Source organism: Duodenibacillus massiliensis (genome assembly GCF_928721995.1).
GTDB classification, from domain to species: domain Bacteria; phylum Pseudomonadota; class Gammaproteobacteria; order Burkholderiales; family Burkholderiaceae_F; genus Duodenibacillus; species Duodenibacillus massiliensis.
Window position 1 is genome coordinate 711,933 of sequence record NZ_OV788642.1, and the last position, 16,464, is coordinate 728,396.

General features: G+C 55.7%; 12 protein-coding genes and 3 tRNA genes. 1 reads left to right on the forward strand and 14 read right to left on the reverse strand.

The window, feature by feature from the left end; genetic code table 11:
• Positions 1 to 88 precede the first annotated feature (88 nt).
• From nosZ to NXF97_RS03250, 6 genes are all read right to left on the reverse strand, one after another.
• Positions 89 to 2,677 (reverse strand): Sec-dependent nitrous-oxide reductase, encoded by a 2,589-nt coding sequence (gene nosZ / locus NXF97_RS03225; RefSeq protein WP_022373414.1) that lies wholly within the window; start codon positions 2,675 to 2,677, stop codon positions 89 to 91.
• A 231-nt stretch (positions 2,678 to 2,908) separates the two neighbouring features.
• Complete coding sequence (locus NXF97_RS03230) at positions 2,909 to 3,322, reverse strand: DUF2726 domain-containing protein (RefSeq protein WP_022373413.1); 414 nt, start codon at positions 3,320 to 3,322, stop codon at positions 2,909 to 2,911.
• 94 nt (positions 3,323 to 3,416) lie between these two features.
• Positions 3,417 to 3,507: transfer RNA gene (locus NXF97_RS03235), tRNA-Ser, on the reverse strand.
• Positions 3,508 to 3,701: 194 nt separating this feature from the next.
• Entirely contained in the window at positions 3,702 to 4,886 is a 1,185-nt protein-coding gene (locus tag NXF97_RS03240; protein WP_022372359.1) for an aspartate aminotransferase family protein, read from the reverse strand.
• Between the two features lie 186 nt (positions 4,887 to 5,072).
• The gene (locus tag NXF97_RS03245) at positions 5,073 to 7,184 is read right to left on the reverse strand and encodes an ATP-dependent DNA helicase (protein ID WP_274956454.1); all 2,112 of its coding nucleotides are present in this window, start codon (positions 7,182 to 7,184) and stop codon (positions 5,073 to 5,075) included.
• A complete protein-coding gene (locus NXF97_RS03250; protein WP_274956455.1) occupies positions 7,181 to 7,834 on the reverse strand; it encodes a hypothetical protein in 654 nt (217 codons plus the stop codon). The genes NXF97_RS03245 and NXF97_RS03250 overlap by 4 nt, the downstream gene beginning before the upstream one ends.
• Positions 7,835 to 8,065: 231 nt before the next feature.
• Between NXF97_RS03250 and NXF97_RS03255 the strand changes: the two genes are divergently transcribed.
• A complete protein-coding gene (locus NXF97_RS03255) occupies positions 8,066 to 9,292 on the forward strand; it encodes an MFS transporter (RefSeq protein ID WP_274956456.1) in 1,227 nt (408 codons plus the stop codon).
• Positions 9,293 to 9,354: 62 nt separating this feature from the next.
• Here the strand turns inward: NXF97_RS03255 and NXF97_RS03260 are convergent, their stop codons facing one another.
• The 8 genes from NXF97_RS03260 to NXF97_RS03295 form a co-directional block, all read right to left on the reverse strand.
• Entirely contained in the window at positions 9,355 to 10,164 is an 810-nt protein-coding gene (locus NXF97_RS03260; protein WP_274956457.1) for a MetQ/NlpA family ABC transporter substrate-binding protein, read from the reverse strand.
• A 250-nt stretch (positions 10,165 to 10,414) separates the two neighbouring features.
• A tRNA-Leu gene (locus tag NXF97_RS03265) sits at positions 10,415 to 10,499 on the reverse strand.
• 124 nt (positions 10,500 to 10,623) lie between these two features.
• Positions 10,624 to 10,708: transfer RNA gene (locus NXF97_RS03270), tRNA-Leu, on the reverse strand.
• A gap of 63 nt (positions 10,709 to 10,771) precedes the next feature.
• The gene (gene secG, locus NXF97_RS03275) at positions 10,772 to 11,128 is read right to left on the reverse strand and encodes a preprotein translocase subunit SecG (protein WP_022372626.1); all 357 of its coding nucleotides are present in this window, start codon (positions 11,126 to 11,128) and stop codon (positions 10,772 to 10,774) included.
• Positions 11,129 to 11,146: 18 nt separating this feature from the next.
• Positions 11,147 to 11,905: a triose-phosphate isomerase gene (tpiA, locus tag NXF97_RS03280; protein WP_274956458.1), complete on the reverse strand. Its 759-nt coding sequence runs from the start codon at positions 11,903 to 11,905 to the stop codon at positions 11,147 to 11,149.
• Positions 11,906 to 12,046: 141 nt separating this feature from the next.
• A complete protein-coding gene (pnp, locus tag NXF97_RS03285) occupies positions 12,047 to 14,179 on the reverse strand; it encodes a polyribonucleotide nucleotidyltransferase (RefSeq protein ID WP_022372624.1) in 2,133 nt (710 codons plus the stop codon).
• Between the two features lie 265 nt (positions 14,180 to 14,444).
• The gene (gene rpsO / locus NXF97_RS03290) at positions 14,445 to 14,711 is read right to left on the reverse strand and encodes a 30S ribosomal protein S15 (RefSeq protein WP_022372623.1); all 267 of its coding nucleotides are present in this window, start codon (positions 14,709 to 14,711) and stop codon (positions 14,445 to 14,447) included.
• A 152-nt stretch (positions 14,712 to 14,863) separates the two neighbouring features.
• Positions 14,864 to 16,405: a 2-isopropylmalate synthase gene (locus NXF97_RS03295; protein ID WP_274956459.1), complete on the reverse strand. Its 1,542-nt coding sequence runs from the start codon at positions 16,403 to 16,405 to the stop codon at positions 14,864 to 14,866.
• Positions 16,406 to 16,464: the final 59 nt, after the last annotated feature.

Here is a 16,464-nt window from a genome sequence, read left to right on the forward strand (position 1 = left end):
AAACCGGCCCCGAATTTGGAAAGTTCACTTGAAGAAACCCCAAAGTCAGCCGGATAACAAAGTTAACCGGCTGACTTCCTGCTTCATATCAGAAGAGATCGGCGTTGGCGTCAATCCACTTCATATATTCCACAATATCTTTGCTTTCAGCCTCCGTCATGTGCTGATTTGGCATTCTCAGGTTGAAGTATTCAATGAGCGCTTTCGTATAAGGTTCATTGAATTTTGATTCGGGTTTGAGCGTGAATTCATAAACCCACTGTTCACCCTTGCGGGCAATCGCCCCCGTAAGATCAGGACCGGAGGATACCTGGCCGATCACATGACAACCGTTACAGCCGCCGCGCAGATAAGCCTTTTCACCGCGCGAAGCAGCCTCAGTCATCGGAGTCGCAAGTTCACGCGCAAGACGCGCCTTGGCACGCAGGCCAACATCAGCTGTCTTCACCATGTACTGCCAGATCTGGTTTTCCCAAAGCACAGCCTGGTTAAGATCCCCTGCCTTCAGAGCCTTATCGGCCTTTGCTTTGACTTCAGGAATCTTGCCGTACTGGTCCAGTGCATCGGCAACCAGTGCCGCGATGGTCGGGTATTTCTCGTATCCCTTTTCCTTCAGATACTTCACCACTGCCTGAATCACTGTGTCGGTAGCCTTGTTGGTTTCAATGATTTTCTTGTACTGCGCCTCCAACTGTTCTTTGGTGAGCGAGATACTCTTAACCGCCGTGCTTTCGTATGACTTGTTCGGATCCTTCACCATCAGGTATCCCATCATCTCAAGATGCAGCGCAGAGCAGAACTCAGTGCAGTAATAGGGGAACACACCTTCATCGAGCGCATCAAATTCAACCGTAGCGGTCTTACCCGGTTCCAGAGACGCATGAACATTCAAGCCGTCTACAGCAAAGCCGTGCGTTTCATCCTGGGCACGTTCAAGACTGGAAAGATGAATCGTGACGTGATCGCCCTTGTTAACGGTGATACGTTCCGGATTAATGTGTGAGCGCACCATCGTGGCATACACAGTGACGTTCTTGCCGTCGCGCACAATACGCTCCTGGCCGGCCAAGGTGGCAAACGGGCTGGCTTGTTCCGTGCGGCTGTCGGTACCGATGTCATAAGTCGCTTTCGGATTGAGCTTTTTGGCTTCAATGGAAACGACATCATGCGGTTCACCGAGCGGGATGGGAAGATCATATGTGAGCTCCATCTTCGGCCCGCCGATATCAATGAGCTGATGGTTTTGCGGATGCAGCGGTCCGACCGGATTAAAGCGATCAATGGAAAGCTTGTCCAGTGCGAGAAGCCATTGTCCCTTCGGCTTGGAAGACTTACCTTCCATGGAATCCAAATGCCCGATGTTGTAGTGCACATTCGTGCGGTCGAGTACCTTCAGGTTCTTGTAGTCCCAGCGAACCACCTGACTGTCAACATAAAGCGACGTGTAGATGATGCCATCCTTGGAGTCAAAGGCGGAATGCAGAGGTCCTAACCCGAGTTCAACCTGTCCGTGCAGGCTCTTGTCGATATCAAGTATGGGGATACCGAAGGGGTCCTTACCGGCAAATTCCTTCTTTTCAATCTGCTTTTTGATTTTCTCGAAGTCATAAACGGAAGCGTGCGTGTCAAGCTTTCCACCCACCACGATGTACCGACCGTCAGGAGAAACATCAACGCCGTGCGGGCTCTTGGGTTCCGGAACCAGGAAAAGCGCATTGTTTTTGACAGCAACTTCCATCGGAACTACACGATGCCCGTTAATGATCCGGACATTTTTCTCATCCTTGGCGAGCTCAGCAATTTTCTTCCAGTTGAAAACATGCAGATAGTCATGGTCATTACGGCTCATGCCGGCTTCATTGGGCGGCATACCGACCTCGATGCCACCGGTATACATCTCCGTATTAAATGAGTTGATGAAGGCCCATCCGTCTGAAACACCCTTACCTGCATCCGAGAGATCCTGCATATACGGCGGAAGTTCAAGAGTCACGCTTTCCTTTTCATTGATGCGGCCCTTCTTCATATCAAACTTCCACATCGTGACAGCGCCGCGGTACCGACTTTCATAGGCTTCGATCGGCGCGTAGTTGTCATCAAGCGGTGCGGCATACTGGGAAGCTTCAATCACATATTCACTGTTTGGCGTGACAAACGCCCCGCCGTGCTCACTCTTGATGATCGGATTGGTGACAATCTGGACTGTTTCAAAGCTTTTCAGATCAATAACAGCTAGACGGGGATTGGCTTTGTCATTGATGAAGAGATAATCACCGGTGTATTCGCCGTTACGTTCCGTAAAAGCCGGATGATGCGAGTCACCCCAGGTGATGTCCCGGCCGCGGATCTTGCCGCCTGCAAGTACCTTTTTAGATTCCTGATCGTAGCCGTAACCTTGCCAGGGTTCCGGGGTAAAAACCGCGATGTACTTATAAATACGCATGGACGGAACACCATAGACGATCACTTGTCCTGACTGACCGCCGGAACTGAAAACCATGTATTCGTCGCGGCGCCCTGAAGGCTGATATGTCTTGGCTGCAGCCAAAATATCCTTTTCTGACAGATTACGCGCCTTCATAATCGCCTCAAGATCGCTTGAAGCATAAGCACACAGGCACAGGCTGCTGGCTACGACGCTTAAGGGAATGAGTTTGACCCACTGTTTGAGTTTCATAGGAAAAGCTCCTTTAGGTTAGGAACGTAGACGGCGGACCGGCACCGCGAACTTTTTTTCCTGATCAAGAGGTCAGACGATGTCCCGCCTGTACTCATTAAACCCTAAGACAATCAACCCTTCAATACGATATAAACGACATAGGGCTAACCCTTAATGTACAAAATTTTAAATTTCCCTGTTTCTTGCTGTTCTTCAACATAAACAACAGAAGGAGTGTCTATCCCATGCTCAACTCATCTTCATTACCGTGCGGCTTTCGGTTTTGGACTGTTGTCTCTGTTTTCCTGACTGTATGCAGGATAAGCTAAGCAATTGATTCAACGCTACCGCCTCACCCCCAAGAGAATTTCGCGTCGCAAACCGTTTCAGCGGCAATCCCAGTTTTTCAAGAATGGCGTTCTTCAGGCCGTCACGGCGTTTCTGCCCATCGGTGCCGTGCGCGCTGCCGTCCACTTCAATTGTTGCAACCGGATGCTTGTCAATTTTGTCGTAGACAAGAAAATCAAGCCGCGCGTTGTGCTCCATAAACTGCCTTTCGGCCTGCGTAAATCCGGAGAAGTCCTTCGGCAGCATCAGCAACGGATACTCCCGCACAAACGCCAGATGCCGGAAGTCTTCCCCTCCCAAAACTTTCGTGAGCATCTTCCGGAAAAGGGCTTAAGCGGGAAACACTGGGTTAAACCGCCGAAAACCCAATAAAAAAAGGACTTCGCAAAGAAGTCCTTTTTTCAGCAATTGGCGGAAGCGGTGAGATTTGAACTCACGGACGGCTATAAACCGTCGCCGGTTTTCAAGACCGGTGCATTAAACCACTCTGCCACACTTCCGTAAGGGACTCGGATTTTATCAGAAAGACACCGCGCTCAGGAGTTGAGCCACGTGTGCTGCACCACAATCACGTTCCACGCGATTTTGATGAGAAGCGCAGCTACGGCGATCTTCACAATCCAGAACCCGATCTCTTTAAGTTTTTCAATATCCATCGCTCTCTTCCGTCGGATAGAAATTTGCAACCCGGCACTCAGCCCCGGGCGCAGAACTCACGCAGCACGTCACCCACGCGGCGCACCAATTCATCAGCTTCCGCGCGCGAAATCGTGAGACTCGGCACGATGCGGATGACGTTGCCGGCGGTCACCGAGAAAAGTACGCCGTGCTTGAGACCGAGCTTTAAGCAATCGTGAGCCGGCCGGTCAAGCACGATGCCGATCATGAGACCCAAACCGCGCACTTCCGTAAAGCAGGGCAGATCCTTATAGGCTTCGCCGAAAGCCTTCTGCAGGTACTCACCCATCGTCGCCGCATTTTCAATGAGGTGATCCTTTTCCATCACGTCAATGGTGGTTGCCGCAGCGCGCATTGCCAGGGGATTACCGCCGAAGGTGGAACCGTGGTTGCCGGGGACAAAAACGCCGTAGGTCTTTTCATTACAGACAATAGCACCGACGGGAACGCCGGAACCGAGAGCTTTCGCAAGCGTCATCACGTCGGGCTTAATCCCCGCGTGCTGATGTGCAAACCACTTGCCCGTGCGTCCCATACCGCTCTGGACTTCATCAAGAATCATGAGCCAGTCGTTCTTGTCGCAAAGCGCACGGATGCGGCGCATCGTCTCAAAGGGAATCGGGCGGATACCGCCTTCGCCCTGCACGGGCTCAAACATCACGGCAGCAATACCGGGTTCGGACGCCGCAACCTTTTCAATCGCGGCAACATCACCGTCCGGCACAAAAATGAAGTCAGGCAGATACGGATCAAAATCGCGGCGCACACCGGGGTTACCTGTAGCGGACAACGAGGCAATCGAGCGGCCGTGGAAGGCGTGCTGGAAAACGATGATCTTAGGCTGGGCAAAGCCCTTCATGTGTCCGTACTTACGGGCGAGTTTGATCGCGGCCTCATTGGCTTCAAGGCCCGAATTGCAGAAGAAACAGCCGCGCAGACCGCTTTTTTCACAAAGTTTTGCGGCCACGGTTTCCTGTAGATCAATACGGAAATAGTTGGAGCAGTGAATCAGATGCTCAACCTGGTCCTTCAGGGCCTTCACAAGCACCGGATGGTTGTGCCCGAGGGAATTCACAGCAATACCGGCAAAGCCGTCAAGATAACGCTTACCTTCCGTATCGGTAAGCCAAAGACCTTCGCCCTTAACAAAAGACACCGGAAGCGGCGAAAAGATCGGCAGCAGATGTGTTGTGGTTTCCAAAATAATTCCCCTGCACTGAAATCCATGAAATCGGGCTGCGGGAGGATCCGCAGACGCCCTCAGAGAGACGCCCGCCGCGCAGCTTTTCAGAGTCCGACACCGCAAAATCCCAGCCGGACAATTTGTGTATTTTAAGGCAAAGGAAACCACGGACCGAAGGATTTTTTGAGCCGGCCCGGAAAATTCTCAGGACCACGTGTCCGGATGCTGCCAGAAATCGAGTACCCGCTCGAGTTTGAGCGTTCTGGAAAATGGCGGCAGGCTCTCGAGAAACCGCCGGCCGTAGGAAGAAATTGAAGGCAGCACGCGGCGGTCCCCGATAATCAGGATGCCGCGGTCGTGTTCGCTGCGGATTAAGCGCCCCGTACCCTGCTTTAACGCAATGGTTGCCAAGGGTACATGGTGCTCAACAAAGGGATTGCCGCCCTGCTCGGCAATCCAGCGGCTTCTTGCCAGCAATACCGGATCGTCCTTCGGGGCAAACGGGAGCTTATCGATCACAACAAGCGACAAAGCATCGCCTTTAATGTCGATTCCTTCCCAAAAGCTCATGCTGCCCACAAGAATGGCGCCCGCCTGAGTTTTTCTAAAGCGCTCAATAAGTTTTGTGCGGCTGTCTTCGCCCTGCACGAGCACCTCGTAGGCGCGGTTATTGGCGGAAATAAGCCCTCTGAGCAGTGCCGCCGCGTGGCGCATGGCCCGGTAACTCGTGCAGAGAATAAAAGTCTTGCCGCCGATCACGTCAATCACGGGCCAGCTCTCGCGGATCAAAGCCTCAATGTAGTCTTCCCGCTCACTGGTTTTCGGGTCCGGCATCGATTCAGGCACATAAAGCATCGCCTGATCAGCGTAGTTAAAGGGACTCGCATACACGTGGGTTTCAACCCCGGTAAGGCCCATTTCGCTGACAAAGTGAGAAAAGTCCCCGTGGCCGGAAGCAATCGTCGCGGACGTAAAAACCCAGGCCGACTGCGCCTGCATCTGCCTTAATTTGGCAAAGTCTTCGGCAAAGGATAGCGGCGTCGTATTAAGCCGCGCCTCCGTTTTACCGCGCTCAATCCAGCGAACCGCAGGCCGCCCGTCAGCAGTTTTGGCGGGCTCCTTGGGCGTTTTCAGTGCCTCAATCCACTCGTTCATCTGAACCGACAGGCCGTTTAACACCTCGCAGTACTTGGTGATTTCCGCGTCTTCCTCACACACGGGCATCACGGACTCAATGAGTGTGGCAAGCGCCGTGAAAGTCTTATCCAGGGGCTTAACCAGCGACTCCGCATCCGCGGTTTCGGAAATCATGCGGCTTACGCCCTCGCCCACTCCGATTTCATCGAGCCTCAGGACAAAGTCCATCATGGCGTGGATCACCGCATCGCAAGCCTGATCCCAGTTGTTCTTCTTGAGGTAACTCTTAAAGCGGCTCAAAAGCCCGGCCCGCATTTCCTTGACGGTGTTTTTGAGCTGATAGGTCGAAAATTCCGTTCCGAAAAAGGCCGAGGCAATGTCAGGAAGCTTGTGCGCTTCATCAAAAATCGTGAGATCAGCCTGCGGCAGCATCCGCGCATCGTCTCCGGCCCCGGCTGATTCGGGGTCGGCAAGCAAAGCCATCGCCGAAAGATAGAGATGGTGATTGACAACGACGATGTCGCTTGCTTTGGCTTTGGCGCGGGCCTTGTAGACAAAGCAGTCCTTGATGCGCGGGCAGTCGCTGCCGAGGCAGTTTTCCGCGGTGCTCGTCACATAGGGCCAGGCCGGCGAATCGTCCGGCACCCCGTGACAGCGGGCTCTGTCCCCGGTTTCATCCGTTTTGGCAAAAAAAGCGATCTTCTGAAAGTCCCGGACGGCTGCCGGTGACGGCAGTCTCGCTTCGGACTGTGCCGTTTCCATGCGGTAAAGGCAAATGTAGTTGGAGCGGCCCTTTAAAAGCGCGGTGGAGGCATTGACCCCGAGCGCCTTGCAGACAGCGGGCAGATCCTTTCCAAAGAGCTGATCCTGCAGGGGCTTACCCGCCGTGCTTACAATGACCTTGCAGCCCGCAAGAATGGCAGGCGTCAGATATGCAAAAGTTTTGCCGGTACCGGTACCGGCTTCAATGACTTCAGTGCCGTGATTCTCAATCGCACGCGCCACATCAAGAGCAAAACTTAACTGCCCGTCGCGGTGCATGAAGTGTTCGGTGGCGCCGGCCAAACGTCCGCCCGCGGAAAATGCGGATCGGATGCGCTTTTCAAAGTCAGCGGCTCCGTCATTTACCCCTTCATTAAAAGGATCGTGCGGCGCCTCACTTTTCTTTTTCTTTGTCATTTCCCGCGAGCAGCCTTCGCAGCTTCCTTAGCCCGGCGTTTTGCCAAGGCCTCTTCCCGGGCCTTGATGCGTTCAGCCTTTTCCTTTTGCTTTAATTCGTACTTGGCGCGGTTGGCGGCTTCCTTAGCCTTACGGGCCTCAGCAGCTTTCTGACGCGCTTTGCTCTCCTGAGCGCGTTTGCTGAGGGCCGTCCCGAGCTTCGCGTCGGGCTTTTGAGCGGTCTTTGCCTTTTTAGAGTCCGACCTCTGACGCTGGGCTGCCTTAGCCTTTGCCTTTTTGTCGCGCTCAGCCTGCCGTGCGGCTTCTTCCTTTGCATTAAAGGAACGGATCACGCCGCGCGCTTCCTTTTCAATCTGAAAGAGACGCCGCTCCTGACGGATGCGGGCCTCGCGCACATCATCGCGGCAGCTGTTGACGAAGAAATTCTCTTCGCAGCGGCGGTGGGCGTAGTCAGCCTGTTCCTTCAGGCGGCTCTGCGCTTTTTTGACTTCAGAAAGCGCGTGCTCGGCGCTTTCCCGCGAGACGAGCGACCCCTGCGGATAGCGCGTCACAAGCGTCATGTCTTCCAGGGCTTTGAGGTCCGGCGTAAACGCCGCAGCCGAAAGGCTCATGAGGCTCACGAGGAGGAAGACGGCGGGCTTGGTCCACATAGAAAGCGTTTCTCTGCAAAGAAAAAATTAAAATCAACCGGACAATGACGGCAGTTTAGCGGCCGGCGGCGACCTTTGCACGCCCACGGAAACACACGGAAAAAACCGGATACACCTCCTTTCGGCGGAGGTGACACACGGGCTTTGGGCGTAGACTGTCAAGGGTGTTGCAGCTCCCTGCCGCACGAGCTTTTCCCACGCCCCTCACCCCCGATTTTTCAGGCTGTAAGTATGACCGCCAACTGGAAAATTACGCTTGCCATTCTCACCGCCAACACGGTTTTAATGTCGGCAAGCTACACCATGCTGATCCCGTTTCTGCCGATGTACCTTATTCAGGAACTCGGGGTTGCGCAGGGCGACGTCAACTGGTGGAGCAGCGCAATCTTCTCGGTAACCTTCCTGATTTCAGGCATCATGGCCCCCATCTGGGGCGCGATTGCCGACAAGAAGTCACGCAAACTGATGGCTATCCGCGCGGCTGCGTGTCTTGCCATCACCTACACGCTCGGCGGGCTTGTGCAGGGGCCCTGGCAGCTATTCTGGGTACGTGTGCTTCAGGGACTTTCAGCAGGCCTCTGGCCTGCAACGCTTGCAATTATGAGTGCCCATGCGCCGCACAACCGCCTGGGCTTTTCCATGGGTGTGATGCAGGCAGGTCTTACCGCAGGCGGCGTTTTGGGTCCCTTGATCGGCGGGCTTTTGGCCGAATACATCGGCATGCGCTCGACGTTTCTTGCCTCGGGCGCCGCACTTTTTCTCATTACGCTTGTGTTGGCATTCTGTGTGACCGATTCTCCGGCCGGCAAAAAATCCGCGGCTGCCAAAGAGACGGCGGAAGCCGCAGCAACCCGCCCCAATCCCCTGCGGCTTGCGGTGGTTCAGCGCATGCTTTTTGCCGCAGGCGTTGTGCAGCTCACGATTCTCATGACGCAGCCCGTGCTTCCCCTTTACATTGCGGAACTGCAGGGCTCGATGGAAAGCATCGTGCTTATTTCCGGCATCGTCTTTTCGATTGTCGGTATTTCAGGCGTCCTCGCTTCGCCTCCCTGGGGCGTTCTGGGGCAAAGCTGGGGGTACCGTCCGGTGCTCTACCTCTCGCTTCTTTTCAGCGCGGTTTTCGGTATTGTCCAAGCCATTCCCCATAACCTCACGTGGTTTACCATGTTGCGCTTCATCGGGGGGCTTGCGTTTGCCGGGATCTTCCCTGCCATTAACGCAGTGCTGACCCAAAGCACGAATCCCGCGGACCGCGGCAAGGTTTTCGGCTACTCATACTCGGCTCAGCAGTTCGGCAGCGTCATCGGCCCGATCTTCGGCGCTTCGCTTGCCACGTGGTGGGGCAACCAGGTCGCCATTGCCGCTGCGGGCGCCGTTCTGATTCCCGTGGTTGCGGTCCTCTACTTCTTCCGTCCGAAAAACGCAGCGCCTGCAACCGGAGCGCCGCTCAACAAATAGACGCGAAAAAGGCCGTCAGCTCTGCTGCAGCGACGGCCTTTTTGTTGTTACCTGAAAACCGGTTACCAGGCAGCCTTTACGGCACCGTTAAAGGTCTTTTCAATGAATGCCTTCACTTCCGGCGACTGATAGGCCTTCACGAATTTCTGCACCTTTTCGTCCTTGGCGTTATCAGCCCGGCTTGCAATGATCATGATGGCAAAGGGCGCCTCGCGGGATTCGAAATAAAAGCCCTGCTTGGCGGGTGAAAGCCCTGCGCTGATGACGTAATTCATCGGAATCGCGGCGATTTCCACGTCGTCAAGGCTCCTCGGCAGCTGTGCTGCCTCAAGCTCCACAATCTTAATGCCGCGAGGATTTTCGACGATGTCAGCCGGCGTGGCGGTGTTTCCCGTAACACCGGCCTTCAGTTTAATCAGGCCCGCAGCCTGAATCAGAAGGAGCGCCCGTCCGCCGTTTGTCGGGTCGTTGGGAATACTGATTGTGATGCCTTCCTTAATGGCATCAAGGCTCTTAATCTTGTTGGAATAAAAGCCCATCGGCTGCACGACCGCATCGGCAATCTTCACAAGATTCGCATTTTGCTGTTTATTAAAGTTATTCAGGAACGGCTCATGCTGGAAAACATTGGCGTCAATTGACTTGTCCGCCAGAGCCCGGTTGGGCGAAATGTAGTCGGTGAATTCCACCACCTTAACGGTGAGACCATTTTTGGCTGCAACCTTGGCGGCTTCGTTGACAATTGCAGAATGCGGGCCGGCGGTTGCGCCCACCTTGATTTCTTCAGACTTCTGAGAGCCGCAACCGGTTAAAACCGACGTAACGGCAACAGCAGCCACAGCGGCAGCGATGATTTGACGACGTGCAAACATGTTGATCTTTCCCTGTATGTTGTTCTTTGAAGGGCCTCTCGGCCCGAGGTCCGTACATCTTACGGGAAAGAAAAGCGAAGAAAACAGAAATCGCGTAAAGCATTGAGGTATTACGGCGCCGGACAACAAAAAACCCTGCACAGGCAGGGCTTTCATCGGCGTACTTGGCAGGGGTAGTAGGATTCGAACCTACGAATGGCGGATTCAGAATCCGCTGCCTTAACCGGACTTGGCGATACCCCAGTACGTTTGGTGCGGTCGGAGAGACTCGAACTCTCATGCCTCTCGGCACAGCCACCTCAAGGCTGCGCGTCTACCAATTTCGCCACGACCGCAAAATTTTTATCTCTGAACAAGTGCCGCACCTTGGTACGTTTGGCAGGGGTAGTAGGATTCGAACCTACGAATGGCGGATTCAGAATCCGCTGCCTTAACCGGACTTGGCGATACCCCAGTACCTGGTGCGGTCGGAGAGACTCGAACTCTCATGCCTCTCGGCACAGCCACCTCAAGGCTGCGCGTCTACCAATTTCGCCACGACCGCATACGGCTTATTCAGATTGTCTTCACAGCTGAAGTTTTATCCTCAACTGCGAAGCTCGGCATTTTAGCGCGGAATCTGATTAGATTGCAAGTCCTTTCCGGAATTTTCTGCCGGAGCCGTCTGTTCCGTGGTCGTCATCGACCCCAAAACACCGCCCTTGTCGGCACGGGCCTGCTTCTGATAGGCGCCGGAACCGAGTGTCACGGCAATGGTGGCGCAGAAAAAGATCGTGGCGGCAACAGCGGTGGAACGGGACAGGAAGTTCGCGGACCCCGACGCACCGAAGAGTGACCCGGAGGCACCGGCACCGAAGGCCGCGCCCATATCGGCACCCTTACCGTGCTGCAGCAGCACGAGAATAATGACGGCAACGGCGGCAATGATCTGAATGATGACCGCCACGCTCATAAGCATCTGCATGTTTTCTTTTCCTGTTGGTTAGATCTGTGCCGCAGCACAAATCGCATAAAAATCTTCCGCCTTTAATGACGCGCCGCCCACAAGGGCTCCGTCAATGTCAGGCATGGCAAAAAGTTCTGCGGCATTCGCCGGTTTCACGCTGCCGCCGTAAAGGATGCGCATTGTTGCGGCAACTGCCCCGCCAAAGCGCCGGGCCAGTTCAGCCCTCAGTGCGGCATGCACCGCCTGCGCTGTCTCTGGCGTTGCCGTCTCACCGGTGCCGATCGCCCACACGGGTTCGTAAGCAAGCGTCACCTTCCAGAGGTCACCCTCTGTAAGTCCGTGAAGTGCACTAACCGTCTGCGCAATCACCACCGCGTCGGTCTTTCCTTCGCGGCGCTCGTGAAGGGTTTCTCCAACGCAGAGGATCACTTCAAGCCCGGCCGTAAGCGCTTTTTTCACTTTTTCGGCTACCACCTCATCGGTGTCGCCGAAAAGGCTTCTGCGTTCGCTGTGACCGACAAGCGTCACACCCGCACCGATGTCAGCGACCATAGCCGCAGAGACTTCGCCCGTGTAGGCGCCGGTGTCAAAGCGGCTCACGTCCTCAGCCGCGGTTTTCACGGGGCTGTCTTTGAAAAGTCCGGCGAGTTCCGGCAGATAAACAAAGGGCGCCGCCACCGTCACGTCACAGGTGAGCCCCGCCGCAAGGCGCAGGAAATCGCGAACCCAGGCGGCGTTTGCTGCTCTTGATCCGTTTAATTTCCAGTTGGCTGCTGCGTACTTGGTTCGTGCCATGTTTATCTGCCTTGTCTTTACTCATTTGAGGCCGCATTTTAACGGAAAGCCCGGGTACCGAAATACCCGGGTTTTTCGTGAAAGCGCCGCAAGGTGGGGGCTCTGGGCCCCATTCCCTGCATTTAACCTCGGCCAGCTGAGTTATTCAGCGCGGACGTTGTCCTTGCCTTCGTTTAAAAGAGCCTTCATGGAAAGACGCACACGGCCCTTTTCGTCGGCTTCGATCACCTTCACGCGGACAACCTGGCCTTCCTTGAGGTAGTCGGAAACCTGATTGACGCGTTCATTGGCGATCTGGCTGATGTGAAGCAGGCCGTCTTTGCCGGGCAGCAGGCTCACGATGGCGCCGAAGTCGAGCAGACGCTGCACGGTGCCTTCGTAGATCTGGCCCACTTCGATTTCAGCCGTGATGTCTTCAATACGCTTCTTGGCGATGGCGGCCTTTTCCGGATCGCTCGAAGCGATCGTGATCGTGCCGTCGTCTTCGACGTTGATCTGGCAGCCGGTTTCTTCGCAGAGACCACGGATCGTGGCGCCGCCCTTACCGATCACGTCACGGATCTTTTCCGGATTAATCTTCAGAGTCGTCAGACGCGGGGCAAAAGCGGAAAGCTCGTGCGCGCCGTCGCCGGCCATTTCGTGCATCTTGCCGAGGATGTGCATGCGGCCTTCGTGCGCCTGGGCGAGAGCTGCCTGCATGATTTCAGCCGTGATGCCTTCGATCTTGATGTCCATCTGCAGAGCCGTGACACCGTTTTCGGTACCCGCGACCTTGAAGTCCATGTCACCGAGGTGGTCTTCGTCACCAAGGATGTCGGTAAGAACGGCAAACTTGTTGCCTTCCTTGATAAGACCCATGGCAACACCGGCCACGTAGTCCTTCAGAGGCACACCGGCGTCAAGCATCGACAGGCACCCGCCGCAGACGCTTGCCATGGAGCTCGAACCGTTGGATTCGCAGATTTCGCTCACAACGCGGATCGAGTAAGCGAAGTCGTCAGCCGAGGGAAGCACCGCCTTCAGAGCGCGCTTGGCAAGACGCCCGTGGCCGATTTCACGGCGCTTGGGGCTGCCCACGCGGCCGGTTTCGCCGGTGGCAAACGGCGGCATGTTGTAGTGCATGATGAAGCGGTCACGGCTCTCGCCCATGATCGAATCAACAATCTGTTCGTCCTGCTTGGTGCCCAGGGTCGTGATGACAAGCGCCTGAGTTTCGCCGCGGGTAAAGAGGGCCGAACCGTGGGTGCGCGGAAGCACGCCCTGACGGATTTCGATCGGACGCACCGTGCGGGTGTCGCGGCCGTCGATACGGGGCTTGCCGGCGAGGATGTTGCCGCGGACGATCTGCGCTTCCATCTCAAAGAGAATGCCGTGCACTTCGTTCATGTCGGGCACTTCGGTGCCGGCAGCTTCGGCGTCCTTGGTAAGCGCCGCTTCCACGGCTTCGTAGACTTCACGCAGCTTATCGTTGCGGTCCTGCTTGCTGCGCAGCGTATACGCGGCGTGCAGGCCTTCTTCAGCGAGCTCACGGATGCGGGCAATAAGCGCATCGTTCTTGGGAGCAGGCTGCCAGTCCCAGGCGGGTTTGCCGGCTTCGGCAACGAGATCATGAATGGCGTTGATCGCGACCTGCATTTCGCGGTGACCGTACATGACGGCGTTAAGCATCGTTTCTTCGGGCAGGCGGTCGGCTTCGGATTCAACCATCAGAACAGCGCGTTCGGTGCCGGCCACGACGAGGTCGAGCTTACTTTCATGCATCTGCGAAACCTTTGGGTTGCAGACGAAACGGTCGTTGATGTAGCCCACGCGGCAGGCGCCGATCGGGCCCTTGAAGGGGATGCCGGAGACAGCCAAGGCGGCAGACGCCCCGATCATGGAAGGAATGTCGGGATCGACTTCCGGATCAACAGACAAAACGTGAATGATGACCTGCACTTCGTTAAAGAAGCCGTCCGGGAAAAGCGGACGGATCGGGCGGTCAATGAGGCGGCTCGTGAGCGTTTCCTTTTCGCTCGGGCGGCCTTCACGCTTGAAGAACCCGCCGGGGAACTTACCGGCGGCGTAGGTCTTTTCGATGTAGTCAACGGTGAGCGGGAAGAAGTCCTGGCCGGGCTTGGCTTCCTTCTTGGCGACAACGGTGGCAAGCACCACGGTGTCGTCCATGGCGCAGACCACAGCACCGGTGGCCTGACGGGCGATTTCACCCGTGGTAAGCGTCACATTGTGATCGCCGAACTGAAAGCTCTTCGTGACTTTATTAAACATCGTCATGATGAAATGAGATCCTTAAAAGTTCCTGTCTGAAGATCCCTGCGGAATTCCCGAAAACACGCCGGTTTCCTTAAGGCGACGGCACGCTGCGGCACGGAAGCTCTCTCAGAAGAGAAGTCTGACGACTGAAAGCGTCGGTGTCGCAACGCGCGGATCCGTCACAAACCGTCAGGGGCTCTTAAACAAGGAAAGGAAGAAAAAAGAGGTCCAGATAAACGCACAGCCTGTGTGCCGCTAAAGGACAGACAGGCTGTTTTTGAACCGGTTACTTACGTAGCTGCAGCGTATCGATGAGCTTGCGGTAGGCGGCGACGTCGGTGCGCTTGAGGTAGTCAAGGAGCTTACGGCGGCGGCTCACCATCTTCAGAAGACCGCGGCGGGAGTGATGATCCTTCATGTGTTCCTTGAAGTGACCGGTCAGACCGTTGATGCGGGCGGTGAGAAGAGCCACCTGGACTTCGGGAGAACCCGTGTCGCCGGCAGCGCGCTGGAACTTGGCAATAACGTCAGCCTTGTTGATCTGTGCAGACATTGATTTTTACCTGTAAAAAGTAGGTTAAAAAGGACGCAAACAGGCGGTCAGGGGTGTCTTGAGCCCGTGCCGTGATTTGCGAAAGGCGGTATTCTAGAAAAAAAGCGCAGGAAAAACAAACCTCCTGCGCTTTTTACGGGTCACACCCTGTATCAGACCGTATGCTGCGGGTTGCAGCTCGGTTCCGTATCAAGGCGGCTTAAGGCATTGAGATAGGCCTTGGCGGAAGCCGCGATGATGTCCGGATCGGCGCCCACGCCGTTCACAATGCGGCCCGAGCGCGCCAGACGCACCGTCACGTCGCCCTGGCTTTCCGTGCCGCCGGTGATGGCGTTCACACTGTACAGCTGCAGCTCGGCGCCCGACTTCACTTCCGCTTCAATCGCGCGGAAGGTGGCGTCCACCGGACCGTTACCTTCGGCTTCCGAACGTTTTTCAACGCCGTTATCCGTCCAGACAACCGTGGCCTTCGGTTTTTCACCGGTCTCAGACTGCTGCAGAAGGCTCACAAACTCATAGCGGTCCTGATGAGCCTTGGCGGGCGCTTCCTTAAAGAGCGCCTGAATGTCTTCGTCAAAGATTTCACTCTTGCGGTCGGCAAGATCCTTGAAGCGGACAAAGGCGGCGTTAAGTTCCGTTTCGGTTGCAACCGGAATGCCGAGCTCCTTAATGCGCTGACGGAAGGCGTTGCGGCCGGAGAGTTTTCCAAGAACGATCTTGTTGTGCGTCCAGCCCACATCCTCGGCACGCATGATTTCGTAGGTTTCACGGCTCTTAAGCACGCCATCCTGGTGAATACCGGAAGCGTGCGCAAAGGCGTTGGCGCCCACCACAGCCTTATTGGGCTGCACCGGGAAACCGGTGATGGAACTCACAAGCTTACTTGCCGCCACAATCTGCTCGGTATGAATGCCGGTCTCAAGGCCGAAGTAGTCGCGGCGGGTCTTCACGGCCATCACGACTTCTTCAAGCGAGCAGTTGCCCGCGCGTTCGCCCAGGCCGTTAATCGTGCATTCGATCTGACGCGCTCCGCCCTGCTTGACGCCGGCCAAGGAATTGGCCACCGCCATACCGAGGTCGTTGTGGCAGTGCACGGACCAGACGGCCTTATCGGAATTGGGAACGTGCTCACGGAGGTCAGCGATAAAGGCACCGTAAAGTTCGGGCACGGCGTAACCCACCGTATCGGGAATATTGACGGTCGTGGCACCGGCGTCAATCACGGCTTCGCAGATGCGGTAGAGAAATTCCGGATCCGAGCGGTAGCCGTCTTCAGCGGAAAATTCAATGTCGTCGGTGTACTTGGCGCAGGCCCGCACGGCGGCCACGGCGCGCTCAAACACTTCGTCAGGCGTCATGCGCAGTTTTGCCTGCATGTGCAGGGGCGACGTTGCAATAAAGGTGTGAATACGGCGGCGCGGCGCCGGGGCAATCGCTTCACCGGCGCGTTCAATGTCCTTGATTGAAGCACGGGACAAAGAGCAGACGGTGGAATCCTTCACATGACGGGCAATCTGATGAATCGCATCAAAGTCACCCTGAGAACTGGCGGCAAAACCGGCTTCCATCACGTCCACACCGAGACGCTCAAGCTGCAGCGCAATGCGCAGCTTTTCTTCCTGCGTCATCGAAGCACCGGGGCTCTGTTCCCCGTCGCGAAGCGTCGTGTCAAAAATAATGAGACGGTCTGTCATTGCGCTTTCCCTTACGAATGTTGTTATGTTAGATCTTCACTGCCGGAAACAGACATTGT